The following is a 23,884-nucleotide window of genomic DNA, read 5'->3' as shown; positions in this document are numbered from 1 at the left end:
AACGGCCGAGAAAGTTGCCGGTCCTTACATTTCTTTGCATAAGTAAATACACAGCGGTGCCACGCGCCGCGCCGATATTCTCCCCGCCGAATCCACGCATGGATTATTATTCCTGTCTTTTAGGCAATATCAGCAAAGGCGGGACCCGATGGCGCTCCACGAAAATCACCTCAAGCGCGGCCTCAAGAGCCGGCACATCCAGCTGATCGCCCTCGGCGGCGCGATCGGCACCGGGCTCTTCCTCGGCGTGGCCGAAACCGTCAAGATGGCGGGCCCCTCGATCCTGCTCGGCTATGCCGTGGCCGGCCTGGTCGCCTTCCTGATCATGCGCCAGCTCAGCGAGATGATGGTCGACGAACCGGTGGCCGGCTCGTTCAGCCATTTCGCCGACAAATACTGCGGCCGCTTCGCCGGCTTCCTCACCGGCTGGAACTACTGGGTGCTCTATGTTTTAGTCAGCATGGCCGAGCTGTCCGCGGTCGGCATCTACGTCCAGTACTGGTTCCCCGAGATACCGACCTGGGTCTCGGCCCTCGGCTGCTTCGTGTTCGCCAACGCCATCAGCATGTTCAACGTGCGCGCCTTCGGCGAGACCGAATTCTGGTTCGCGGTCATCAAGGTGGTCGCCATCGTCGCGATGATCCTGTACGGCATCTTCCTGCTGTTCTCCGGCGGCGCCGGGCCGCAGGCGGGCGTCGCCAACCTGTGGCAGCACGGCGGCTTCTTCGCGCACGGCATCCAGGGCCTGGTGATGTCGATGGCGGTCCTGATGTTCTCCTTCGGCGGCCTGGAAGTCATCGGCATCACCGCGGCGGAAGCTGACAACCCGTCGAAGTCGATCCCGAAAGCGACCAACCAGGCGCTGTGGCGCATCCTGGTGTTCTACGTCGGCTCGCTGGCGGTGCTGCTCTCGCTCTACCCCTGGAACCAGATCCAGCCCGGCGCCAGCCCGTTCGTCCTGATCTTCAAGGCGCTGGACGCCGGCGCCGTCGCCCACGTACTGAACCTGGTGGTGCTGACCGCCGCGGTCTCGGTCTACAACAGCTGCGTGTACTCGAACAGCCGCATGATGTATGGCCTGGCCACCCAAGGCCACGCGCCGCGCGCGCTGCTGAAGGTGAACGAGCGCGGCGTGCCGCTGGTGTCGCTGGGCGTGTCCGCCGTCGCGACCGTGATCTGCGTGGCCGTCAACTATGCGCTGCCGGGCAAGGCGCTGGGCATGCTGATGGGACTGGCCGTGGCCGGGATGATGATCAACTGGGCGATGATCAGCTGGAGTCATCTGCGGTTCCGGCAGGCGAAGGCGGCGCAGGGGGTTCGTCCTGTTTTTGGCAGCCCTTTCTATCCGCTGACGAATTGGCTTTGCCTGGCGTTTTTGGCGGGGATTTTGGTGATTATGTTCTTGACGCCCGAGATGCGGGTGTCCGTGTATCTGATTCCGGTGTGGTTGGTGGTGTTGGGCGTCGGCTACCGGATCAGGCAGCGCGGCAAGGTACCGGCTGCAAGCGCGACATGATGCGCCAGGCCCTCTGGCTTTCAGCGCTGCTTGCGCTGACCCTGGCCGGTTGCCGGCGCGAACCTGGCGCGCCGCCGTCACAGCCCCCGGCGCCGGCGCAGGTGGCCGTGGGTTTCGACACGCTCCGGCTCGAGAGAAATGCCTGCTATGGGTCGTGCCCCGTGTACGCCGTCGAGATCGGCCGCGACGGCAAGGGCAGCTTCATCGGCAAGGAGCATGTCAAGGCAAACGGTACACACCCGATTCGCCTCGCCCCCGCCGATATCGCACTGCTGTCATCCGTGCTGACACGTTCGGGATTCTGGTCGCTGAAGGATCATTACGTGTCGAAAGAGGATGGCTGCGAGGCGCTATGGACGGACCAATCCGGGCTGTCGATCCGTGTCGTCGATCAGGAAAAAAACAAGACCGTCGCGCTCTACCACGGATGTCGCGGACCGACCATTCCTGCCGAGGCGTTGAACTGGCTCGCGGACACCATCGACCTGCTAGCAAATACCCGCCCGTTGGTGTTCGACCCGGCGACGGACAAGTAGCGCCATCGGCGAATACAGCACCGCCGCTACCTGCCCGCCGAGCCGTTCAAAACGCGTGCCGCACCCCCACCATCGCCGCCCGATCCCCCGTCCCCGACTCAATCGCACTACCCACCGTATAACTCGCCCCACGGCGGTTATCGATCTTCGCATAGGCAATGTTGAAGTCGGTCCGCTTGGACAAGGTGTACCGGTAGCCGATCGCAATCTGCGACGCATCCTGGTTGAACGCAGTCCGGTCGTCCTTGTAGACGTATGAGGCCAGCAAGGCATGCACCCCGAACGGCACCGACAGGCCGACCATCGCATCCCGGCTGTCGGTCGACGCAATCGCTGGCCGCCCGTAAGGATTCGCCGTATTGCGCAGCACCGAGCTGTTCAGGCCGCGATTCCAGTCGTACAGCCCGTGCAGCCTGAACTTGCCGAAGTCGTAGACCGCGGCCAGCACCCAGTTCTTGGCGTTCTCGGTACCCGTCACCGTCGCAGTGTTGTTGTTGCGGTTGTGGTAGCCGGCCCGCACCTGCAGCGGGCCGCTGGCCCAGGCCAGCGAGCCGCCCAGTTGCCGCCCCGAGGCGCTGTCGCCGGACACTTCGCCGGGCGCTGCCACCAGTTCGGCGCTGAAGCCGCTGACGACTGGCGACTGGTACTTGACCGTATTGTCCATGCGGCTGAACGAATTGCCGGTGGTACCGAGCAGGTTCTTGGTGTCGCCGACCCAGCCCGAGCCGAAGGGGTCGGCGAACACCTGCACCAGGTAGTGCGGGGTGTACTGCCGGCCCACCAGCACCGTGCCGAAGCCGCCCTGCAGGCCGACGTAGACCTGGCGGCCGAAGATCAGGCCGCCCTGCCCGGCGGTGCCGGTGTCGCCCTGGAAGCCATTCTCCAGCAGGAACAGCGCCTTCAGGCCGTTGCCCAGGTCTTCGGTGCCCTTGAAGCCGAGGCGCGAGCCGCCGGTGGTGCCGCTGGTGACCTTGGTCATCGGCCCGGCCGTGCCGCCGCTTTCGCGGACGACGGCCATGTCGATCATCCCGTAGATGGTGACGCTACTCTGAGCACTAGCCAGTTGCGATGCGCCTGCAAGCAAAGCCGATACGATCAACTTTTTCTTCATCCAGGTCTCCAGTTTATTTTGGGTTGACGGCCTTGGCCGGTAAGGCAAAAGTTAGCACACAGCCAACTAACAGGCAAACGGCGATGGCGATCACGCCGGCGTTGGTACTGTTGGTCATGGTCTTGACCACCCCCAGCATGTAGGGGGCGATCATGCCCGACACGCTGCCCACCGAGTTCGCCAGCGCGATGCCTGCGGCAGCGGCGGCGCCGGTCAGCACGGCCGGCGGCAGCAGCCAGAACTGCGAGATCGTGGTGATGATGCCCATCGTCGCCAGGGTCAGCGCCAGCATCGCGATGGCGGTGTTGTCGGCGTAGGCCGCGCTCCAGGTCAGGCCGACCGCGCCCGCCACGCCGGCCAGCGCGAGGTGCCAGCGCCGCTCGCGCCGCACGTCCGAACTGCGGCCGACCAGGATCATCGTGACCGTCGCCGCGGCGTAAGGGATACAGGTCAGCATGCCGATGTCGAAGGCGCTCGACACGCCGCTGGCCTTGATGATGGTCGGCAGCCAGAAGCTGATGCCGTACAGGCCCATGGTGTAGAACAGGTAGATCCCGCTCAGCAGCCAGACACGCGGATTCACCAGGCCGTCGCGCAGCGAATGCAGGTGCGTGCCCTGCTTGTCCTGGGCCAGCTCGTGCTCGATCAGCGACTTCTCGCGCTCGTCCAGCCACTTGGCGTCGCTGACCTTGTCGTCGAGGTAGAACCAGGCCATCGCGCCCAGGATGATGGTCGGGATCGCCTCCAGCACGAACACCCATTGCCAGGCGTGGTAGCCGCCCACGTTGTCCATCGTGCCCATGATCAGGCCGGACAAGGGTCCGCCGATCACGCCCGACATCGGGATGCCGGTCATGAACAGCGCGGTGACCTTGCCGCGGCGGCCGGCCGGGAACCAGTAGGTGAGGTACAGCAGGATGGCCGGGAAGAAGCCGGCTTCGGCCACGCCCAGCAGGAAGCGCAGCGCATAGAAACTGGCGGGCGTCGAAACGGTCATCATCGCCGCCGAGATCACGCCCCAGGTCAGCATGATGCGGGTGATCCACTTGCGGGCGCCCACCTTCAGCATGATGATGTTGCTCGGGACTTCGAACATCAGGTAGCCGGCGAAGAACACGCCGGCGCCCATGCCGTAGACGGCCTCGGACAGGCCGAGGTCGGACATCATCTGCAGCTTCGCGAAGCCGACGTTGACGCGGTCCAGGTAGGCGAAGACGTAGCACAGGAATAGAAACGGCAGCAGGCGCCACGCGACCTTCGAATATGCCTTCGAGGCTTCGTCGGTCGTGCCTGCGCCTACGGCGACTTTGGTTGAGCTCAGCATTGTTTTGTCTCCAGATATGGTTATGAAACGTGCCCGGTTATGGCGGCATCTCGTGGATGCCGCGTCCGTGGTCTGGCGTTCCTGCTATTCGCCGCCTGTGGTCTGCGGCGTGAAACAATGGAGCAGCGGGATACTCAATCGAACATATCGGGCTGCGTATTCTTCAGTTGGTCCCAGATCGGCTGGAAGTGCAGCCAGCCGATGTACTCGCTGCCGACGTGCTCGCGGCTGTAGCGCGAGCGGTCCGGCGGCACCAGCACCGGCTTGATGCCGGTCGCTTCGATCATCAGCTGCTGCTGGCAGCAGCGCTCCAGCGCAATGAACCAGAACGCGGCCGATTCGATGCTGTGGCGGCTGGCGGTCAGGAGGCCGTGGTTCTGGTGGATGGCCGCCTTCACGCCCTTGAACCAGTCGCACACCGCCATACCTGCCTTCTCTTCCACCGCCACCTGGCCCGCTTCTTCGCGGATCACGACGTGGTCTTCGAAGAAAGCGGCGGCATCCTGGCTGATCGGATCGAGTTCGCGGCCCAGCGATGCGAAGGCGGTGCCGTACACCGTGTGCGCATGGCACATGGCGACGATGTCCGGGTGCGCCTCGTGCACCGCGGCGTGCAGCACGAAGCCGGCGCGGTTGATCGCATACTCGCCTTCGACTACCCGGCCCTGGTGGTCGGCCAGGATCAGGTTCGACACCTTCACCTGCGAGAAATGGACGCACATCGGGTTGGTCCAGTACAGCTCCGGATGCTCGGGGTCGCGCACCGTCAGGTGGCCGGCGAAGCCGTAGTCGAAGCCGTGCTGGGCGAACGCGCGGCAGGCGGCGACCAGGCGTTCCTTGCGGTGGCGGCGCTCCTGGGCCGGATCGTCGAAGGACGGGATCTCGGGATAGATCACGTCCGCCTGGCGCGGGTGGTAGATGGAGCGCAGCGCGTCCTGTTGCGACTTGGCGATGCGCTCGGCCTCGACCGGGGCGATCTGTTTGACTTTGTCCAGCATGATGATGTCTCCTTGGATACTTGGATTCCCGCCTCCGCGGGAATGACGAGAGGGCTTACAGGTCGAGTACCAGCACCGGGCTGGTGGCGCGCGAGACGCAGGCGGTCAGGAACTGGCCGTGTTCGTCGTCGCCGAGGATGTAGTCGCGGTGGTCGACTTCGCCCTCGAGATAGCGGATCTTGCAGGTCGCGCACAGGCCGGCCTGGCACGAGGTCTCGATGCGGATGTTGTTCTGCTCGAGGACGTCGGCGATGCTGCGGTCGGCCGGCACTTCCAGCATCGCGCCGCTGCTGGCGATCTTCACCATGAAGGCGCCCGGCGCCAGTGCCGCCGTATCGGCAGCCGGCGCCGGCGCCTTGAAGTGCTCGAAGTGGACCGTGCCGGCGGCCCAGTGGCTGGACGCTTCGGCACAGGCTTTCATGAAGCCGGCCGGGCCGCAGTAGTACAGGTGCGTGCCCTGTTCCGGCTCACGCAGCAGGGCCGCGATGTCCAGGCCCTGCTCCGGCTGGCCGTGGTCGAAGTGGTGCACCAGTTTGCCGTGCTGCCAGGCGATGCCCAGCTCCTCGCGGAAGGCGGCGCAGCCAGGATTGCGGGCGCAGTAGTGCAGCTCGAAGGGGATGCCGGCCTGGTCGAGCGCATGCGCCATCGACTTCAGCGGCGTCACGCCGATGCCGCCGGCCAGCAGGATCACCTTCTTCGCCTCGGGCACCAGCGCGAAGTTGTTGCGCGGCGCCGAGACCTGGGCCAGGTCCTGCACCCGCAGCGCATCGTGCAAGGTTTTCGAACCGCCGCGCCCCTTCTCGTCGCGCAGCACGGCGATCACGTAGCGGTGCCGCTCGCCCGGCGAGTTGCACAGCGAGTACTGGCGCACGATCCCGTTCGGAAGAATAATGTCGATGTGGGCGCCGGCGCTGAACGGCGGCAGTTCCTCGCCCTGCGGATGGACCAGCTCATAGGAGTTGATGCCGTTCGCTTCGAAGCGGATCTGCTTGACCAGCAAGGACAGCTTGGACTGGTCGCGACTGATGATATGGGTCTGGGTCATTTCCATGTTCCGCCTCCACCGGCTTACTGCCTGGTCGACTGTTCGAGTTCGTCGAATTTTTCGCGCACGAAGGACGCGCGTTCCTCGCCCTTCAGGTTTTCGCTCTGCGTGAGGATGGCGACGATCTGGCGCGTCACGTGGCGGCGGCGCGCCACTTCTTCCTCGACGGTGGCGCCTTCCGGCACTTCCAGCACATTGCCCGAGCAGTAGCTGTTCGGCGCCGCGGCGTTATCGCGCAGCCACTGGGCGAAGGCTTGCGGACCGGCGGCCGGGTTGGAACCGCGCACGGCGTCGCGCAGCATCTTCCGGAACAGGAACACGCCGGCGTCGAACTTGGTCGGATTCTCCAGCGCGTGCACGGCGATCGGGCGCTGGCTGATGATGGCTTCGTAGTCGCCCGGCGCGTACTGGCATTCCTTGTAATTGGCGCGCGCGCGGTGGTCCGACGGGATCGGCGGCATGTCTTCGAGCTTGAACTTGCCGAAGCGTTCCGGACGGCGCATCGCCACCTGGCCCTCGAGGAAGTCGATGGTCTCGTAGCCGACCATGTCCTTGCGGCCGATGCCGCGGGTGTCGATGCCCGGCCCCATCACGCGCCAGCCGATCATCTTCGAGTTCACGTCGTCGACCGGCACCGTCCAGCGCACGATGTGGAAGCGGCTGAACAGCTTCTTGTTCGAACCATCCTCGGAGGTGTAGGCGTGCAGGCTGAGGTTCGGCAGCACCTGGTGCTGGACCCGCACGAACAGCTTGTCCTTGTTGACGCGGCGGGCGCCGGCGCAGGCCAGGCCGCGGCCGCCGTGCACCGGGATGAATTGCATGTCCGGCGCGACTTCCATCGAGGCGGCGCCGACTTCGTCGAAGGTCGTGCCCTGGAACTGCTTGTTGACGACGTTCTTGGCGGCGTGCAGCGCGGTCGGGTGGAAGTTGTCGGCGGCGTTGTCCTGCACCTGCAGCCAGTTACAGTGCTGGAAGTTACTGTAGGGGACCAGCTCGTCGCCTTCGGCCACCGTGAAGTTGCCCTCCCATTCCGGGAACGGCGGCTCTTCTTCCGGCGGGCCCATGTAGGCGAACACCAGGCCGTTGCGCTCGAAGGCTTTATACGCGCCCTGCTTGATCGAGCAGGCGTACTTTTCGGCTTCTTTCTCTTCGCCTTTCGGGAAGGGCACGTGCAGGCAGCTGCCGTCGATGTCGAACACCATGCCGTGGTAGCAGCACATGATGCCCTTCTCCTGGATCGCGCCGTACTCCAGCGAGGCGCCGCGGTGAACGCAGTGCGCATGCAGCAGGCCGATCCGGCCGGCGCCATCGCGGAAGGCGACCAGTTCCTCGCCGAGGATCTTCAAGAAGTGCGGGGTGTCGGTCAGCTCCATCGACATGCAGACCGGATGCCAGAAGCGGCGCATGTACTCGCCCATCGGGGTGCCCGGGCCGACTTCGGTCAGCTCCGGATCGTGACCGGGTACTTTGTTGGTGTGATAGCCGCCGAAGGGGATCAGCTTCTTGACGACGGGCTGTTGCGGGGCTGCGGCTTCTGCGGTCTTGTCGCGGGTATTCATTCCTGTGTCTCCTCTGGCTGATGGGGCTGCATCATGCGTGCAACCGTGTTCCGTATTCTGTATACAAAGCGCACTGGCAAAAATTTTTTGCGCTTCGTGGTCGGAACTGCTGAACCATTAAATCAGCTTTCCTGCTAGCACGTCGCACGCTTCGTGTTCTGTATACAGAATACAGTCTCCACCCGTTTGCAGGCGCTGTCAAATATTTTTTAGCAAACCGTGCGCGCCTGTTCCTCAGGGCGGCGCCCCGCTTGTGACTTCAAGTCGACGTGACGTATACTGAATACAAAGGTGAAAACATGCTCAAACAACTATCGAAAATCCAGGTACGTCCCGACCTCGTGGACCAGGTCTATCAGTCGCTGCTCGACGCCATCAGCGATGGCTCGCTGCCGCCCGGCGCCCGCATCACCCAGGAGGAAATCGCCGAGCAGATGGACGTGTCGCGTTCGCCCGTGCTGCAGGCGCTGCGGCTCCTGAAGAAGGATGGATTGGTGCAGGATGCGCCGGGCCGCGGCGTGCTGGTCGCGGAACTGGATGCGGAATGGATCGGCAACCTGTACCAGGTGCGCGGCGCACTGGACACATTGGCGGCGCGCCTGGCCGCCGAGCGCAAGGCGACGATCGACCCGGACATCATCGCCCGGGGCCGCAAGGCCGCGCGCGGCAAGGACGTGAAGGCGATGATCGACGCCGACATCGCCTTCCATACCGCGATCTATAAAGCATCCGGCAATCCGCTGATCTTCGAGACCACGCAATTCCACTGGGTGCACCTGCGCCGCGTGATGGGCGCGGTGCTGCAGTCGGCCGGCCAGCGCGAGGCGATCTGGGACGAGCACGAGGCCATGGCGAAGGCGATCGCCGCGGGCGACGTCGCGCACGCGGTGCAGATGTCCGAGCATCATGCGACCGAGGCGCGGCAGAACCTGGTGGCGCGGCTGGCGGAAGTGCTGAAGGACCGCGTGGCCTGAGCCTTAGCGCGGCGTGAACATGAGCCGCAGGTGGTCCTTCGCGAAAACATTGCCCTGCTGCGCAGCCTTGGTGTACCAGCGCAGCGCCACATCCAGGTCGCGGAACAGGATGGCGGCAAACAGCAGGGACAATACGGTGCGGTGCATGGGGAAGCAATCGGTCTAGGGGGCGCCGACGTCGAAAGCGTCGCCGGTCTCGAAGAAATGGCCGCCGGCGACGTAGTGGATACTGCGCTTGCCGCCCTCTTCCATCGTCCAGTGCGCGCCGTCGAACACGGCGGGGTCGGCCCATGCCGCCACCACCTCGCCCAGGAACAGGTCGTAGGTCTGCTGGATGTGCGGCTCCGGAATCAGGCGGCACTCGAGCCAGGCCAGGCAGCCCTCGACCAGCGGCGCCCGCACCACGCTGCCGGCGCCGACCACGATGCCATTCGCGGCGAACTTGTCGACGTCCGCACCGGATTCGTTGCCGACGTCGACCGTCAGGCGCGCCAGCGCACGCGACGGGATGTTCAGCACGAACTCGCCCGAGGCCTCGATCAGCCCGCGCGTGTAGGTCGACTTGTCGATCACCACCGCCACCTTGGGCGGATTGAAGTCGAGCGGCATGGACCACGCCGCCGACATGATGTTGGACCGCCCGCCGTGGTGGCTGGTGACGATCACGGTCGGGCCGTGATTCATCAGGCGGTAGGCCTTGGCTGGTTCAATGGCGATGCGTCGGTTCAAACTCCACTCCTCTTCCTGCCCCAAGGGCTTCGATCAATGCGCCGGTGTCGACCGGCTTGACGAGATGCCGCGCGAACCCGGCCTCCATCGATGCGCGCCGGTCCTGCTCCTGGCCATAGCCGGACAGCGCGATGAAGACCGTCCCGCGCAGTTGCGGCCTGGCGCGCAGCGTTCTGCACAGCGCGCGGCCGTCGGTGTCCGGCAGGCCGATGTCGAGGATCACGGCGTCGAATCGTTCGGCGCCGGCGCGCGCCAGCGCGGCAGCCGCGCCATAGGCGACCGACACGCTGTGGCCGCAAGCCTCCAGCAGCAGCGCGACGGTGTCGGCCGCATCCTGGTTGTCGTCGACGACCAGGATGCGCATCCCTTGCGGCATGGGCTGGGCCGGCGCCGCGCCCTGGCTGCCTTCCGGGCTGCCGGCCGCCCGCGCCAGGCGCGGCAGGGCGACCGTGAAGCGGCTGCCCTTGCCGGCGCCGTCGCTGTGGGCCGTCACGCTGCCTTCATGCAGTTCGACGATGCGCCGGACCAGGGCCAGGCCGATTCCCAAACCGCCCTGCGCGCGGTCCGGCGTGCGCTCGGCCTGCACGAACAGGTCGAACACGTGCGGCAGCAGGCTGGCGTCGATACCCTGCCCGTCGTCGGCCACGGCCAGCTCGACCTGCTCCGCCGTGGCGCGCAGCACGACCCTCACGGTCCGCTCCTCGGGGCTGTATTTGCTGGCGTTCGCCAGCAGGTTGCTGATGACCTGGGTGAGCCGGATGCGGTCGCCGCACACGAGAATGTCGCCATCGGCCAGGTCGAGCGTCAGGTGCTGGCGCCTGGCCGCGAGCGAGGCCTTGACCTGCTCGACCGCGCCCTGCACGGCATCCTTCAGGTCGACCGCCTTCTTTTCGATCATGACCAGCCCGCGCGTGACGCGCGAGACGTCGAGCAGGTCGTCGACCAGTTTGGTCATGTGGCGGACCTGGCGGCCGATGATCTCGCCGGTCTGCACCGTGCGCGGCTGGGCGTCGCGCGCGCGCTTGAGCAGTTCGGCCGCGGTACTGATGCCGGCCAGCGGGTTGCGCAGCTCGTGCGCCAGCATCGCCAGGAACTCGTCCTTGCGGCGGTCGCTCTGTTCGAGTTCGCGGTTGGCGGCGGCGAGCTTGCTGGCCTGCTCGGCAAGGCTGCCTTGCAGCGTCTTCATGCGATGGCCGAAATAGCTGATGGTCAGGCCGGTCACCAGGAAACTGAGGATCACGACCACGCTGGACTGGGACTCGAGGCTGAAGCGATAGACCGGCTCGATGAACAGGAAATCGCTGACCAGCGCACCGGTCAGTGTCGCGAACAGACCCGGGCCGAAGCCGCCATGCAGCGCGGCGAGGGCCACCGGCACGGTGTACAGCACCACCGGGATCGTGCCGCCCAACACCGGTCCCATCTCGTAGCGGACCAGGGTCGCCAGCAGCACGCCGAGCAGCGCCAACAGGTAGGCGGAGACGCGGCTGGTGGAGCGGAAAGGAGATGAAATCGGCACGTGGACTGCGCTTTGCAAGGCGGGGGATGGGACGGGATCGTCAGATCCCGCCCATTCTAACCGAACGCACCTTTTCAGTGCGTCGGCATGACCAGCAGCTGCAGACCGGACGGCGTCTGCGCCGCGTGATACACCCGCTGGGTCGCCGCCTTGAAGTCTTCCGGCTTCGCCTTCGGAATCGAGGTGAAGGTCTGCGGGTTCAGGTCGACCAGCGGGAACCAGGAGCTCTGCACCTGCACCATGATGCGGTGACCGCGGCGGAAGGTGTGGTTGACGTCGCCCAGGTGGTAGCTGATCGCCTCGACCTTGCCCGGCACGAAGGGCTCGGGCTTCTCGAAGCTGTTGCGGAACTTGCCGCGCAGCGGATTACCGCGCACCAGTTGCTGGAAGCCGGCCAGGCTGGTCTGCGGCGCGCCGACATCGCGGCCGCGCTGCTTCTCCCCGCCGGACGGGTACTCGGCCGGGTAGACGTCGATCAGTTTGACGACCCAGTCGGCGTCGGTGCCGGTGGTCGAGACGAACAGTTTCGGCGTCGCCGGGCCGGCCACGGTCACGTCCTCTTCCAGCACCTCGGACTGGTAGACCAGCACGTCCGGACGGCTGGCGGCGAAGCGCTGGTCCGATACCATGTATTCCTGCGGCACGTCGGTGGTGGCATAGCCGATGTAGGGCACCGGCTTCTTTGGATCGGACACGTATTCGTCGTAATCGGACGGGGCCGCGGCGCCGGCAGCGGGCTGGGTCCAGCTCAGTTTTCCGCCCGGCGCGAAGTACAGGGTGCGCGCTTTGGCCTGCACCGGCGGCCAGGCCGTGTACTGGCGCCAGACGTTGGAGCCGGTTTCGAACGCGGTCACCTCGGCGATCGCCTTGGCCGGCTTCACGCCCTTCAGGTGCTGCTCGAAGAACGGGAACTGGATCTGGGTGCGGAAGTACTCGCCGGTCTTGCTGTCGAAGCGCACGTGGCCCAGCTGCTGGCCGTCGTAACGCGCCCAGCCGCCGTGCACCCAGGGGCCCATCACCAGGCCGCTGAAGGTGCCCGGGTTATACTTCTTGACCGCCTGGTAGGTCGTGAACGGGCCCTGCGGGTCTTCGGCATCGAACCAGCCGCCCACCGTCAGCACGGCCGCCTTGACGTTCTTCAGGTGGCGCGAGATGTCGCGGCTCTGCCAGAACTGGTCGTAGGTGTCGTGCTCGATGGTCGGCGCGAGGTAGGCGCGCTGGCCGTCGTTCAGGGTGCCGAGGATGTTCGGCATGGTCTGGTGCTTGAGGAAGAAGTCGTAGGCGGAGGCAGCGCCGTAGTCGAAGCGCTCGCGGCTCTTCGCGCCGTTGGTCGGGTTCTTCTGTTCGACGAAGTTGGCGTAGAAGCCGAAGTTCGCCGCCAGCATGAAGGCGCCGCCGTGGTAGGAGTCGTCGCCCATGTAGAGGTCGGTCACCGGCGCCTGCGGCGAGGCCGCCTTGATCGCCGGGTGCGAATCGATGATGCTGGCCGAGGTATAGAAGCCGGGGTAGCTGATGCCGTAGATGCCGGCCTTGCCGTTGTTGTTGGGGACGTGCTTGAGCAGCCATTCCATGGTGTCGTACATGTCCTGGCTTTCCTGGCCCTCGCCGGCGGCGCGCCTGGCGGCCACGTGCGGCGTCATCTCGACCCACTTGCCCTCGGACATATAGCGGCCGCGCACGTCCTGCTTGACGAAGATGTAGCCGGCGTCCTCGAATTCCTTCGACGGACCGATCTGCGCCGGATACCAGTCCTCGCCGTAGCGCAGCTCGCCCTCGGCGTACACGCCGGCGCTGTAGGGCGTCCGGTTGATCAGGAAGGGATAGCTCTTCGAGGCGTCCTTCGGCACGTAGACCACCGTGAACAGCCTGGTGCCGTCGCGCATCGGGATGCGGTACTCGTACTTGGTATAGCTGGCGCGCAGCTCGCGCTGCGGGGCCGGCGCATCGGCGGCGGCCGTTTGCGTGGCGGCAGCGGCGTGGGCGCCGCTGAAAGCAAGAGACAGCGACAGCGCGATGAGCGGGAGACGGCGGCGGTGGTTCATAAGGGTCCTGGTGGTCCTTGGCGAAATGACAAAAGCACGAGTATAAGGCTGGGGATTTATGACTGCCAGTCAAAAATACTTCGACAGGTAGAACGCCCCCGAATCCGGAAAGACGGTCGCGATGCGCTGGCCTTGCAGCTTGGGCAGCAGCGCCGCGATCCCCGCCGCCACGCAGCCGCTGGACCCGCCGGCCAGGATGCCCTCTTCGCGCGCCAGGCGCCGGCACCAGTCCAGCGCATCGGCGTCCTTCACCTGCACCACGTCGTCGACCACGCTGGGATCGAAGCTCTGCGAGGGCTGGCGCTTGCCGACGCCTTCGACCACGGTGCTGAAGCTGCCGTCCGCCGGCGCGTCCGTGACCAGCTTGCGGTAGGACGAATGCAGCGGCTCGACGCCGATCACGCGCACGCGCGGGTTCTGCTCCTTCAGGTAGCGGCCGATGCCGGAGATGGTGCCGCCCGAGCCGACCCCGCACACGAAGACGTCGAGCTCGCCGGCCAGCTGGCGCCACAGCTCCGGGCCGGTGTCGCGGTAGTGCGCTTCGCGGTTCAGCGGCGTGCAGTACTGGTCCAGGTAATGGGCGCCGTGCTCGTCCACCAGGCGCTCGGCGGCGGCATGGTAATCGTCGGGGTCGCACAGGTGGACCTCGGCGCCATAGGCGGCGATGCGCCTGACCTTCTCGGTGCTGGTGGTGCGCGGCACCGTCACGTCGCAGCGCAGGCCCAGCACGGCGCTGGCCATGGCGAGCGCCGCGCCGGTATTGCCGGACGAGGATTCGACCACGTGGGTCGTGTCCGCCGGCCGCTGGCGCAGCATGTGCCGCACCATGCGGTCCTTGATGCTGCCGCCGGGGTTCATGTACTCCAGCTTGGCGACCACGTTCGCCCCGCGGAACAGCCGGCCGAGCCTGACCACGGGGGTCTCGCCGATCGCCTCCATGACCGATGCCTTGACTTGGGATTGCATGCTTTCTCCTTGTTTTAATTGCCACAAGGAAACACTAGCATGCTCCCGAGATTCACGGCGCGAGATTGGCGTGCGCGGCCTCAGGCGCGCTTGCCGCTCCTGGCATGCGCCTCGACCGCGGCCAGCAGCGCATGCTTCAGCTGCAGGTCCGTGAAGGGCTTGGTCAGCACCCGCGCCGCCATGTCGGCGGCGCCGGCCACCAGGCTGCCGTAGCCGGACGCGAACACCAGCGCCACGCCCGGGTGGGCGGCGACGATGCGGCGCGCCAGGCTGAGGCCATCCAGGTCGGGCAGGCTGTAGTCGACCACTGCGGCATCGAAACGCTCGGCGGCCAGTGCTTCCATCGCGGCGGCGGCGGTCGGCGCTTCGGCGACGCGGTAGCCGGCGGCCTCCAGGATGTCGCGGTACAGCTCGCGCGCCTGGCTGTCGTCTTCGATCAGCAGCACGCGCAGGCCGTCCGGGTGGATGCTGCGCAGCGCCGGCGACACGGCTGGGGCCTGCGCCTGTTCCTGGCCGCCCAGCATCTGGCGCACCTTGGCGGCCAGCTTCTCGCGGCGATACGGTTTGCTGAGCAGCTCCACGCCCGGATCGAGGCGGCCGCCATGGATGATCGCGTTCTGGGTGTAGCCCGAGGTGTACAGCACCTTCAGGTTGGGCAGCAGGGCCTTGGCCTGGCGCGCCATGTCGGGACTCTTGATCTTGCCCGGCATGACGACGTCGGTGAACAGCAGGTCGCAGCGCACGCCGGCGCGCAGCACGGCCAGCGCCATCTCGGCGTTATCGGCGCGCAGCACGTGATAGCCGAGTTCCGACAGCATGCCGACCACGGTGGCCTGCACGTTCGGATCGTCCTCGACCACCAGGATGGTCTCGCTGCCGCCGCGCACTTCGCTGGTCCCGGTTTCGGGCAGCGCCTGCTCGGCGTCCATCGAACGCGGGAAGTAGGCCTTGATCGTGGTGCCGTGCCCGACTTCGCTGTAGATGCGGAAATGGCCGCCGCTCTGCTTGACGAAGCCGAAGGCCATCGACAGGCCCAGGCCCGTACCCTGGCCTTCGCTCTTGGTCGTGAAGAAGGGTTCGACGGCGCGCGCCAGCACCTCCGGCGTCATGCCGGTGCCGGTGTCGCTGATCGCCAGCAGCACGTACTGGCCCGGCGGCACCTCGTGCGCCGCGCTGACGTAGCTGTCGTCGAGCATGGTGTTGGAGAGCTCGATGGTGAGCTTGCCGCCGCCCGGCATCGCGTCGCGCGCGTTGATGGCCAGGTTCAGCACCACGTTCTCGAGCTGGTGCGGATCGATCAGCGTGTTCCACAGCGAGGCCGAGACCGCGGTCTCGACTTCGACCGTCTCGCCCACCGCGCGCTGCACCAGTTCTTCGAGGCCGCGCACCACGCGGCCCGCGTTCAGCACCACCGGCTGCAGCGGCTGGCGCCGCGCGAAGGCCAGCAGCTGGGCCGCCAGCTTGCCGCCGCGGTCCACCGCCGACAGCGCCATGTTCAGGTGGCGCTGCGCGGCCGGGATGCCGGCCACGGTGCCGCTCAGCAGCTGCAGACTGCCGCCGATGACCTGCAGGATGTTGTTGAAATCGTGCGCCACGCCGCCGGTCAGTTTGCCGACCGCTTCCAGGCGCTGCGAGTGCTGCAGCGCTTCGCGCGCATCCTCGAGCTGGGTGCGCTCGGTGATGTCGCGCGTGATCTTGGCGAAGCCGACCAGCTTGCCGTCGGCGTCGTGAATGGCGTCGATCACCACGCTGGCGCGGAAGGTGCTGCCGTCCTTGCGCACACGCAGGCCTTCGGCTTCGAAGCGTCCATGCTCGCGCACCTGGCGCAGCACGCGCTCAGGCATGCCGTTGCGGCGGTCGTCGTCGGTGTAGAAGCGGCTGAAGTGGCTGCCGACGATCTCGTCGGCGGTATATCCCTTGATCTTGCGGGCGCCGGCGTTCCAGGTGGTGACCACGCCCTCGGGCGACAACATGTAGATCGCGTAGTCGACCACGCTCTCGACCAGCAGCCGGAACTGCTCTTCGGTGCGGCGCAGGACATCGCGCGCCAGCTTCTTGTCGGTGATGTCGCGGGTGATCTTGGCGAAGCCGAACAGCTCGCCGTTGTCGTCGTAGATCGGGTCGATCACGACCGAGGCCCAGAACTGGGTGCCGTCCTTGCGCACGCGCCAGCCTTCGTCTTCGAAACGCCCACTCTCCAGCGCGGTACGCAGCGCGCGCGCCGGCACGCCGGCGGCAAGATCCTTCTCGGTGTAGAAGCGCGAGAAGTGCTGCCCCAGGATCTCCGGCTCGGTGTAGCCCTTGAAGCGACGCGCGCCGGCGTTCCAGCTGGCCACCGTACCGTCCGGATTGAGCATGTAGATGGCGTAATCGGCCACGCGCTCGATCAGCAGCTGGGCACGGCGCTGGGCGTTGAAGTCGCTCTGCATTTGAGTAGGAGAAAGGGAAAATGCCCGAGTATAACAGTCGGGATCACGCCCATGGCGGATTTTGAACACGTTAAGCTTGGCCTGCACGGAAACGCGCCGTCTTATACAATCGTTATCGGCAAATCTGAACCAACAGGAGAACAAGCATGTCCGGATACAGCATCAACATCGAACAAAAGACCCTCGCCGGCAATAACTTCCGCGAAGTCCTCTACACGACGCCGCGCAGTCAGCTGGTCATCATGACCCTGCAGCCGGGCGAAGAGATCGGCATGGAACACCACACCGGCCACGACCAGTTCATCCGCGTCGAAGCCGGCACCGGCGTCGCCATCCTGGACGGCGAAGAACACCAGCTGGAAGACGGCGTGGCGGTGGTCATCCCGGCCGGCACCGAGCACAACGTCATCAACAAGTCGCAGACCGAACCGATGCGCCTGTACACGCTGTACACGCCGCCGGAGCACCCGGACGGCATCGTGCATGCGACCAAGGCGGAAGCCGACGAGTACGAGAAGCACCACCACGAGGAGTGACTGAACTACTGAGCGGGCATCAGGCCCTGACGCCCGTTCAGCCTTTGCAGGCGAAGCCGTAGCGCGTCATCTCGCATCCCCGTTGCAGGCACTGCCGTTCGTCGTAGCCATGCGCGCGGCACTGCATCAGGGTTTCTTCGTAACGCTGGCGGTAGGAGCGCTCGCCCTCGCGGATGTCGGCGCGCGCTTCCGGCTCGGCGTGCCTGGTGGCGCGGACGCGCTTGTGTTTCGGCTTGGCCGGCGGCGGCGCATCCGTGGCGACCGGGACCACGCTGCGGTCGGCGAAGGCCGGCGTCTGCGGTTCGGCGCTGCCGGCCGCCGTCGACGGTCCTGCCGTGCCGCCTGTCGCGCCCTCACCCGCACTTTCCACTGTGCCTGATGCCGCAGCGGGCACGCTCGGCTCAGCCCCTTGAACGCTTGCAGCGGCCGCACCGGACGTGTCGATGGCGGCCACTGGCGGGCTTGCCGGCACAACGGCCGGCGCAGGCATACCGACCGGACGTGGCGTATGCGCCTCCGGCGCCGGATTCGTGTTCGCCACCACCACCAGCGCACCTTCCACCCGGCTTTGCTCGTAGAGCCACAATCCGCCGCCGGCCAGCAGCGCGAGCAGCACGCCGGCCGCGCCCCAGCTTGCCAGCCGGCGCCTCCACAAGCCATTCCATTCGGTGCGCTCCTGCAGCGCCGCGTCGCGCGCCAGCCGTTCCGTCAGCCAGTCGGGGTCGCCGCCGGACGATGGGCCTTGCGGCCAGGCCGGCGCGGTGGTGTCGCCCAGCGGCACCGTGGTCGTGCCCGAGGCTGTAGGCTGGAGCGCGAAACCGCGCGGATGGATCGGCGCCTGGCGTGGCGGCGATGGCGGTGGCGGCGGTGAAGAAAGCGGCTGTCCCGGCACCGTTTGTCGCGGCGCGGCGGGGTGTGGCCGGACGCTCGCAGGCGATGCGGCGGCGGCAGCGGGTGACGGCACGGCTGCGTGTGCCTGCGCGGCTGCGTCTGCCTGCGCGGCCACAGGCGAGGCTGAGGCGGTGGCCGCTTCCGCCTGGCGCGGCCGCTGCCACACCGCCGGACGTGAAGGGGCGGCCGGCCTCTCGGCCGGGGCCGCAGCCAGGGGGGCAGGCGTTACGGCCTGCGCGGCAGGCGCCGTCGACTGAGCGGCTGGCACCGTGGATGGCGCGGCCGGCGCCGCAGCCTGGGCAGCAGGCGCGGTGGCCTGCGCGGGTTGGGCAGCAGGCACGCCCGCCGCCCTGGACGGCGCCGAGCCGCTTTCGTCGAAATCTTCCAGCAGTTGGGTCTTCATGGGCGATCGCATCGCTTCTGCGTTCAGGCCCCTCAGTTTACCGAATCCCCCACCATGCCGGAGCGCGTCTGAACGCGCCCTGCTGACTGCCCGGCCATAAAACTCAGCAGTAAAATCAGCGACTTACAGCGTCACCGCGACCTGCATGCTACTGTCGCGCAGCAGCGGCAGCGAGACCTCCAGCAGGCGCCGCTTCGCGTCCCAACGGTAGTTCAGCGGCTTCCCGTCCGCCTGCACCGCACGTGGTTTGCGCGCGACGTTGTGGACCTTCAGCGCAAAGCTGTGCGACGAAGCGGTGTAAGCAGCCCCGGCTTCCGGCGCCAGGCCGATCTCGAGCTTGCCGCCATCGACGCGGCTGCTGAAACGCACCAGCTCGTACTTGCCGGCCGCGTAGGCATCCGGGGTCTTGCCGTCGTCGTCGTAGAGCTGGCCCGAAGAGCTGGTCACGCTGGCATCGTGCCAGTAGTGCAGCTCGAGCGCACGGGTGTTGTAGTCGCGCGTGCTCTGCACCACCTTCGCCAGCGGCACGAAGGCACCGGCGCGCACATAGGTCGGGATGTGGCCGGGCACCGGCGTCACGATTTCGGTGATGCCGCCGCGGTGCGGCTGGTCGTCGTAGAAATCGAACCAGGTGCTGCCCTTGTTCGGGAAGTGGATTTCCTTGCGGGTGGCGCCCGGCTCGACGATCGGCGCAACCAGGAAGCTCGGGCCCCACAGATAGGTCGAGGCGATGCCTGCCGCGCCCTCTTCGTCCTGCTCCTCGAACAGCATCGGCCGCATCATCGGCATGCCGCTGCGGCTGTTCTCGAAGGCGATCGTGTAGTTATACGGCAGCATGGCGTAGCGCAGGCGCACCGCGTCGCGCGCCCGGGCCTTGGTTTTCGCTTCGCGGAACACCGGCTCGGCCGCGACGTCCTCCTGCGCGTGCGGACGGAACACCGGCTGGAACACGCCGTACTGCAGCCAGCGCACGTAGAGCTCGTCGTCCAGCACCGGGCCGGCAAAGCCGCCCAGGTCCGAGTGCATGTATGCCTGGCCCTGCATGCCCATCTGCAGCGAGATCTCCATCTGCGATTGCAGGCCGCCCCAGCCGCGGCTGACGTCGCCGGACCAGGGGATCATGCCGAAGCGCTGCGAGCCCGAATAACCCGAGCGCATCAGGATGAAGGGACGCTCGGCCGGGTAGTCGCGCGCATAGCCGTCGTGGATCATGCGCGCCCATTCGTGGCCGTAGATGTTGTGGACCTGGTCGGCGCTGCCGGTGGCGTGCCGGGCTTCGCTGGGGTGCATCTCCGGCTCGCCGAGGTCGCCCCACCAGCCGGCCACGCCGCCCGCCTTGAGCTCCTTGTAGATGTTCCAGAACCAGTCGCGCGCCTGCGGCTTGAAGACGTCGACCAGGCCGGTGTTCCCGAAATAGAAATCGAAGGTGAAGGGCTTGCCGTCCTTGTCCGTGGCCAGCACGCCCTGCTTCGCCGCCTCATCCCAGCGCTTCGAGGTCGTGAGGATGAAGGGCTCGGTGATCACCACCGTCTGCACGCCCTTCTGCCTGAAGTCGGCCATCATCTTCTCGGCGTGCGGGAAGCTGTCGCGGTCCCAGGCCAGGTTGCCCATCGTGCCCTTGACGGTCTTGCCGAACCAGTAGAGGTCGAGCACGACGGCGTCGAGCGGAATGCCGTCGGCGATGAATTTGTCGACCACGGCGCGCGTCTCCGCCTCGTCGTGATAGCCGAAGCGGCTGGCGAAATTGCCGAAGGCCCAGCGCGGCGGCAGCGGCTGGCGTCCGGTCAGGCGCGTGGTGCCGTCCATGATCTGGGCCCAGTCGTCGCCCGCCACCACCTGGTAGGTCTTGGGTCCGCCGATGGCTTCGAAGCGCAGCGTGCCGTCCTTGCGGCTGTCCAGATCGAGGTAGCCGGCCTGCGGGTTGTCGAAGTGGATCGCATAGCGCTTCGACGACAGCGCCATCGGAATCCCATAGCCCATCTGCTCGGCATGCGCGCCGAAACCATAAGATGCCTTGTTATACAGCGGGAAGCGGTAGCCGCGGCGGTTCATGCCGACCGCACGCGAACCGGCGCCGTACAGGGCCTCGCCGCCCTCGACCGCGAATTCGATCGATTCCAGTTTGTCGGCGCGCGCATAGCCGTGCTTCTCGGCGACCAGCGGCTTGCCCTTGTAGCTGTAGCCGATGCGGAACGGCGACTTCTCGACCGTGACCATGATGCCCTCGGTGGCCAGCACGATGCGGGCCGCGTCTTCCCTCACCTGGACCGGGACCTGGCCGGGCTGCAGCACCACCGCGTGCGAGGCGGCGCGCGGCTTGCCTTCCTCGTTCGCGGGCACGAAAGTGGTCTCGACGATGTTGGCCGCGTAGGGCTTGATCAGGTAGCGGCCGTCGCTGGTGGCGATTTCGTAGCCGCTGCCCGGCGCTTGCCTGAAGCCGAGGAAGTGGCGGTCGGCGTTTTGCGCATGGGCCAGCGGGCTGGCGGCCAGGGTGGCGAAGGCGGTGGCCAGGGCGGCCGTGAGGCGGGTGTGTTTCATGGTCTCGGTTTTTGGTCGTGGTTCTGCCGAGAGCATGCCAGAATTCGTGCGGATGAGGTAGTAAATTTACAGCCGTTGGTCGCTTGCTGGGAGACTCCATTCTGCCAGGAACTGTCTTTGCGTAGTTTGACTACTGCATCGTAGGCGGGTTACCCAAATTGCATGTCGGCAATCTTAACATATTTTTAATACAAACTACTCTCGGTAACGCTAAGTGCTTGATTAACTGTCGGAATTCTTCGTTGGCACGCATATTGCTCAAATTTGGAATGCAACTCGTCCATAACCTACCTTGAAAGTGACCAAATGAACAAATTCACGCAAGTAATCTTGTCCGCACTTCTCGCAACCGTCGGCCACTCCGCCAGCGCCGTGGTGGTGACGTCCACGACCGATGGCAACGCCCTGGCAAGCGCCATTTCCGGCAGCGGCATCAACATTTCGAATGTCGTCTTCAGCGCCGCGACTCCAACGGCGGCGGGCACGTTTACCGGGGGCGGCAATATCGGTTTCGATCAAGGTGTTCTCCTGACCACGGGCACCGTTGCCTGCGCGGTCGGACCGAATCTGTCCTCGAACTGCAGCGGAGCTGGTACTACCACATCCCTCAAATTCGATTTCACAAGTTCTAACGGCAACGTGTACTTCCGGTACGTTTTCGCATCGGAAGAATACAACGAATTTGTCAACTCCACTTTTAACGACAGGTTCGAAGTGCGCCTCAACGGTGTCAACATCGCTCTGCTGCCTGGAGGCGGCGGCCTCGTCTCGATCAACAACGTCAACAACGGCACGAATTCGGCCTACTTTCGGGATAACACGACCGGGGCGTATAACACCGGCTACGATGGCATGACGACTGTCCTGACAGCACAGGCCACAGGCCTGACCGGGACGAATACCTTTGAGTTCTTCATCGCGGACCAGGGCGACGGCAGTCTGGATTCCGGCGTCTTCATCGAAGCCGGCACCTTCTCGGATACCCCGCCGCCGCCAAGCGATGTCCCGGAACCCGGCAGCCTCGCCCTCGTCGGCCTCGGCCTGGCCGCTCTGGGCCGCATGAAGCGCCGCAAGGCAGAGTAAGCCCTTCGTCTCGGCGCCGGGTTTGCCGAACAGCGACCCGGCGTTTTTCACATGGATTCCAGCGCCGGCAAGGCCAAGGCCTGATGAGGTATCATCGACCCGAAGCCAATCACATGAGACGACGCATGAGAATCGCCACCTTCAACGTCAACGGCATCAACAGCCGCCTGCCCGCCCTGCTGCAATGGCTGGAAGAGACGCAGCCGGACGTCGCCTGCCTGCAGGAGCTGAAAGCGCCGCAGGAAAAATTCCCGGAAATGGAAATCCGCGCCGCCGGCTACCACCCGATCTGGCACGGCCAGAAGAGCTGGAACGGCGTCGCCATCCTGGCCCGCGATGCGGAACCGCAGGAGATCACGCGCGGCCTGCCGGGCGACCCCGAGGACGAACAAAGCCGCTACCTCGAGGCCGCGGTGAACGGCATCCTGGTCGGCTGCCTCTACCTCCCGAACGGCAACCCGGCACCGGGCCCCAAATTCGATTACAAGCTGCGCTGGTTCGAGCGCCTGCACAAACGCGCCCAGGAACTGATCGACACCGGCGCGCCGGTGGTCCTGTGCGGCGACTACAACGTGATGCCGACCGAACTCGACGTCTACAAGCCGGAGCGCTGGCTCGACGACGCCCTGTTCCGCCCCGAAAGCCGCGCCGCCTGGTTCAAGCTGGTCGACCAGGGCTGGCTCGACGCGCTGCGCGCGACGCATCCGGACGAAGTGATCTACACCTTCTTCGACTACATGCGCGACGCCTTCGGCCGCAACGCCGGCCTGCGCATCGACCACCTGCTCCTGAGTCCAGCGCTGGCGCCGAAACTGAAGGCGGCCGGCGTCGACCGCGAGGTGCGCGGACGCGAGAAGCCGAGCGACCATGCACCGACCTGGGTGGAGCTGGACTGGCCCTGAGCGGCCGCGGGCGCGCTACGCCGCTGCGTTCCTGGGCGCCACCATCACCAGCCGCATCGCGCTCTCGGTCACGCTATCGATATCCGGGCTGTAGCCATCCTCGATCCAGCGCAGCGCGATATGGATCACGCCGCCGACCACGCCGGCCAACAGCAGCGGATCCGCTTCCTCGTTCTCCGGCCCCGACATCTGGGCCAGTTCGTCACCAATTGCGCGCAGCGAGGCATCGAAAGCCTTGTCGACGGCCCGGCTGACGCCGCGGATCTCGACCAGGAACACGCGCGCCGAACGCGGATCGTCGCGTAGCGCCGTGAAGTAGGCGCGCAGCATCGCGCGCGAACGCTGCATGCGGTCCGGCCCGGCCGCTTGCGCCGCCTTGCGCAGCTCGCCGAACACCGAGAAGGTCACCGCGTTGTAGGACTGGATCAGCAGGTCTTCGCTGTTGGCGAAGGATTCGTAGAAATAGCGTTCGGTCAGGCCGGCCGCTTCGCAGACCGCCTTGACGGTCGCCTGGCGATAACCGCGCTCGCCATACACCTGGATGGCGGCGCCGATCAGCTGGCTGCGCCGCTGCGCCCGGCGCTCGTCCTGTGACACGCCGCGGTAAGTACGCGCTGGGGAAGGTTCTCGAGACATTCTTCTATTTTGCCACGGAATGTTGTCAGAACAAATGTGACAATGTACAGTGTCACTAAGAGTACCTAACAAAAGCTCTAGGGCAAGGCGCATCGTCGAAGACAGTACTTTAGTACGGCGAGACGATGCAACGCAGCCATGGAGGTT

20 protein-coding genes are annotated in these 23,884 nt (G+C 66.0%); 6 read left to right on the top strand and 14 right to left on the bottom strand.

The window, feature by feature from the left end; genetic code table 11:
* The first annotated feature begins 148 nt into the window (after positions 1 to 148).
* Complete coding sequence (locus NX782_RS08165) at positions 149 to 1,516, top strand: amino acid permease (protein ID WP_258844947.1); 1,368 nt, start codon at positions 149 to 151, stop codon at positions 1,514 to 1,516.
* Positions 1,513 to 2,052 (top strand): DUF6438 domain-containing protein, encoded by a 540-nt coding sequence (locus NX782_RS08160; RefSeq protein WP_258844946.1) that lies wholly within the window; start codon positions 1,513 to 1,515, stop codon positions 2,050 to 2,052. The genes NX782_RS08165 and NX782_RS08160 overlap by 4 nt, the downstream gene beginning before the upstream one ends.
* Before the next feature lie 46 nt (positions 2,053 to 2,098).
* On the opposite strand, the gene NX782_RS08155 is transcribed toward NX782_RS08160, so the two are convergent.
* The 5 genes from NX782_RS08155 to NX782_RS08135 form a co-directional block, all read right to left on the bottom strand.
* A complete protein-coding gene (locus NX782_RS08155; protein ID WP_258844945.1) occupies positions 2,099 to 3,163 on the bottom strand; it encodes a porin in 1,065 nt (354 codons plus the stop codon).
* Between the two features lie 13 nt (positions 3,164 to 3,176).
* Complete coding sequence (locus NX782_RS08150) at positions 3,177 to 4,487, bottom strand: MFS transporter (protein ID WP_258844944.1); 1,311 nt, start codon at positions 4,485 to 4,487, stop codon at positions 3,177 to 3,179.
* Positions 4,488 to 4,621: 134 nt separating this feature from the next.
* A complete protein-coding gene (locus tag NX782_RS08145; RefSeq protein WP_258844943.1) occupies positions 4,622 to 5,485 on the bottom strand; it encodes a class II aldolase/adducin family protein in 864 nt (287 codons plus the stop codon).
* Between the two features lie 55 nt (positions 5,486 to 5,540).
* On the bottom strand, positions 5,541 to 6,536 hold the full coding sequence (locus NX782_RS08140; protein ID WP_370661773.1) for a PDR/VanB family oxidoreductase: 996 nt from the start codon (positions 6,534 to 6,536) through the stop codon (positions 5,541 to 5,543).
* Positions 6,537 to 6,553: 17 nt separating this feature from the next.
* Positions 6,554 to 8,089: a Rieske 2Fe-2S domain-containing protein gene (locus NX782_RS08135; protein ID WP_258844942.1), complete on the bottom strand. Its 1,536-nt coding sequence runs from the start codon at positions 8,087 to 8,089 to the stop codon at positions 6,554 to 6,556.
* 299 nt (positions 8,090 to 8,388) lie between these two features.
* Between NX782_RS08135 and NX782_RS08130 the strand changes: the two genes are divergently transcribed.
* On the top strand, positions 8,389 to 9,063 hold the full coding sequence (locus tag NX782_RS08130; protein WP_258844941.1) for a GntR family transcriptional regulator: 675 nt from the start codon (positions 8,389 to 8,391) through the stop codon (positions 9,061 to 9,063).
* A gap of 3 nt (positions 9,064 to 9,066) precedes the next feature.
* Here NX782_RS08130 and NX782_RS08125 read toward each other — a convergent pair whose 3' ends face one another.
* From NX782_RS08125 to NX782_RS08100, 6 genes are all read right to left on the bottom strand, one after another.
* Positions 9,067 to 9,210 carry a hypothetical protein gene (locus NX782_RS08125; protein WP_258844940.1) on the bottom strand — a complete coding sequence of 48 codons (144 nt, stop codon included), beginning with the start codon at positions 9,208 to 9,210 and terminating at the stop codon, positions 9,067 to 9,069.
* A gap of 15 nt (positions 9,211 to 9,225) precedes the next feature.
* On the bottom strand, positions 9,226 to 9,747 hold the full coding sequence (locus NX782_RS08120; RefSeq protein WP_370661778.1) for a flavin reductase family protein: 522 nt from the start codon (positions 9,745 to 9,747) through the stop codon (positions 9,226 to 9,228).
* A gap of 22 nt (positions 9,748 to 9,769) precedes the next feature.
* Positions 9,770 to 11,311: an ATP-binding response regulator gene (locus NX782_RS08115; RefSeq protein ID WP_258844938.1), complete on the bottom strand. Its 1,542-nt coding sequence runs from the start codon at positions 11,309 to 11,311 to the stop codon at positions 9,770 to 9,772.
* A 74-nt stretch (positions 11,312 to 11,385) separates the two neighbouring features.
* Complete coding sequence (locus NX782_RS08110) at positions 11,386 to 13,353, bottom strand: CocE/NonD family hydrolase (RefSeq protein ID WP_258844937.1); 1,968 nt, start codon at positions 13,351 to 13,353, stop codon at positions 11,386 to 11,388.
* 69 nt (positions 13,354 to 13,422) lie between these two features.
* Entirely contained in the window at positions 13,423 to 14,319 is an 897-nt protein-coding gene (locus NX782_RS08105) for a PLP-dependent cysteine synthase family protein (protein ID WP_258844936.1), read from the bottom strand.
* Positions 14,320 to 14,399: 80 nt separating this feature from the next.
* Positions 14,400 to 16,748 (bottom strand): PAS domain S-box protein, encoded by a 2,349-nt coding sequence (locus tag NX782_RS08100; RefSeq protein WP_258844935.1) that lies wholly within the window; start codon positions 16,746 to 16,748, stop codon positions 14,400 to 14,402.
* A 146-nt stretch (positions 16,749 to 16,894) separates the two neighbouring features.
* On the opposite strand from NX782_RS08100, the gene NX782_RS08095 reads away from it, so the two are divergent.
* Positions 16,895 to 17,284 carry a cupin domain-containing protein gene (locus NX782_RS08095; RefSeq protein WP_258844934.1) on the top strand — a complete coding sequence of 130 codons (390 nt, stop codon included), beginning with the start codon at positions 16,895 to 16,897 and terminating at the stop codon, positions 17,282 to 17,284.
* 37 nt (positions 17,285 to 17,321) lie between these two features.
* Here NX782_RS08095 and NX782_RS08090 read toward each other — a convergent pair whose 3' ends face one another.
* Both NX782_RS08090 and NX782_RS08085 read right to left on the bottom strand, forming a co-directional pair.
* Entirely contained in the window at positions 17,322 to 18,578 is a 1,257-nt protein-coding gene (locus tag NX782_RS08090) for a hypothetical protein (RefSeq protein ID WP_258844933.1), read from the bottom strand.
* A gap of 123 nt (positions 18,579 to 18,701) precedes the next feature.
* Positions 18,702 to 21,116: a glycoside hydrolase family 31 protein gene (locus NX782_RS08085; RefSeq protein ID WP_258844932.1), complete on the bottom strand. Its 2,415-nt coding sequence runs from the start codon at positions 21,114 to 21,116 to the stop codon at positions 18,702 to 18,704.
* Positions 21,117 to 21,422: 306 nt separating this feature from the next.
* Here NX782_RS08085 and NX782_RS08080 point away from each other — a divergent pair, with 306 nt between their 5' ends.
* Both NX782_RS08080 and xth read left to right on the top strand, forming a co-directional pair.
* Complete coding sequence (locus NX782_RS08080) at positions 21,423 to 22,199, top strand: choice-of-anchor L family PEP-CTERM protein (protein WP_258844931.1); 777 nt, start codon at positions 21,423 to 21,425, stop codon at positions 22,197 to 22,199.
* Positions 22,200 to 22,324: 125 nt separating this feature from the next.
* A complete protein-coding gene (gene xth / locus NX782_RS08075) occupies positions 22,325 to 23,101 on the top strand; it encodes an exodeoxyribonuclease III (protein ID WP_258844930.1) in 777 nt (258 codons plus the stop codon).
* 15 nt (positions 23,102 to 23,116) lie between these two features.
* Here the strand turns inward: xth and NX782_RS08070 are convergent, their stop codons facing one another.
* A complete protein-coding gene (locus NX782_RS08070; protein ID WP_258844929.1) occupies positions 23,117 to 23,737 on the bottom strand; it encodes a TetR/AcrR family transcriptional regulator in 621 nt (206 codons plus the stop codon).
* Positions 23,738 to 23,884 lie beyond the last annotated feature (147 nt).

Source organism: Massilia norwichensis, from assembly GCF_024753245.1.
GTDB classification, from domain to species: domain Bacteria; phylum Pseudomonadota; class Gammaproteobacteria; order Burkholderiales; family Burkholderiaceae_D; genus Telluria; species Telluria norwichensis.
Note: the sequence above shows the minus strand (reverse complement) of the source record. Positions and strands in the feature narration are given on the sequence as shown.

Bases quoted from the DNA above. Each gene is read 5' to 3' on its own strand.
- NX782_RS08165 (WP_258844947.1), top strand. From the start codon at position 149: ATGGCGCTCCACGAAAATCACCTCAAGCGCGGCCTCAAGAGCCGGCAC.
- NX782_RS08160 (WP_258844946.1), top strand. From the start codon at position 1,513: ATGATGCGCCAGGCCCTCTGGCTTTCAGCGCTGCTTGCGCTGACCCTG.
- NX782_RS08155 (WP_258844945.1), bottom strand. From the start codon at position 3,163: ATGAAGAAAAAGTTGATCGTATCGGCTTTGCTTGCAGGCGCATCGCAA.
- NX782_RS08150 (WP_258844944.1), bottom strand. From the start codon at position 4,487: ATGCTGAGCTCAACCAAAGTCGCCGTAGGCGCAGGCACGACCGACGAA.
- NX782_RS08145 (WP_258844943.1), bottom strand. From the start codon at position 5,485: ATGCTGGACAAAGTCAAACAGATCGCCCCGGTCGAGGCCGAGCGCATC.
- NX782_RS08140 (WP_370661773.1), bottom strand. From the start codon at position 6,536: ATGGAAATGACCCAGACCCATATCATCAGTCGCGACCAGTCCAAGCTG.
- NX782_RS08135 (WP_258844942.1), bottom strand. From the start codon at position 8,089: ATGAATACCCGCGACAAGACCGCAGAAGCCGCAGCCCCGCAACAGCCC.
- NX782_RS08130 (WP_258844941.1), top strand. From the start codon at position 8,389: ATGCTCAAACAACTATCGAAAATCCAGGTACGTCCCGACCTCGTGGAC.
- NX782_RS08125 (WP_258844940.1), bottom strand. From the start codon at position 9,210: ATGCACCGCACCGTATTGTCCCTGCTGTTTGCCGCCATCCTGTTCCGC.
- NX782_RS08120 (WP_370661778.1), bottom strand. From the start codon at position 9,747: ATGAATCACGGCCCGACCGTGATCGTCACCAGCCACCACGGCGGGCGG.
- NX782_RS08110 (WP_258844937.1), bottom strand. From the start codon at position 13,353: ATGAACCACCGCCGCCGTCTCCCGCTCATCGCGCTGTCGCTGTCTCTT.
- NX782_RS08105 (WP_258844936.1), bottom strand. From the start codon at position 14,319: ATGCAATCCCAAGTCAAGGCATCGGTCATGGAGGCGATCGGCGAGACC.
- NX782_RS08100 (WP_258844935.1), bottom strand. From the start codon at position 16,748: ATGCAGAGCGACTTCAACGCCCAGCGCCGTGCCCAGCTGCTGATCGAG.
- NX782_RS08095 (WP_258844934.1), top strand. From the start codon at position 16,895: ATGTCCGGATACAGCATCAACATCGAACAAAAGACCCTCGCCGGCAAT.
- NX782_RS08090 (WP_258844933.1), bottom strand. From the start codon at position 18,578: ATGAAGACCCAACTGCTGGAAGATTTCGACGAAAGCGGCTCGGCGCCG.
- NX782_RS08085 (WP_258844932.1), bottom strand. From the start codon at position 21,116: ATGAAACACACCCGCCTCACGGCCGCCCTGGCCACCGCCTTCGCCACC.
- NX782_RS08080 (WP_258844931.1), top strand. From the start codon at position 21,423: ATGAACAAATTCACGCAAGTAATCTTGTCCGCACTTCTCGCAACCGTC.
- xth (WP_258844930.1), top strand. From the start codon at position 22,325: ATGAGAATCGCCACCTTCAACGTCAACGGCATCAACAGCCGCCTGCCC.
- NX782_RS08070 (WP_258844929.1), bottom strand. From the start codon at position 23,737: ATGTCTCGAGAACCTTCCCCAGCGCGTACTTACCGCGGCGTGTCACAG.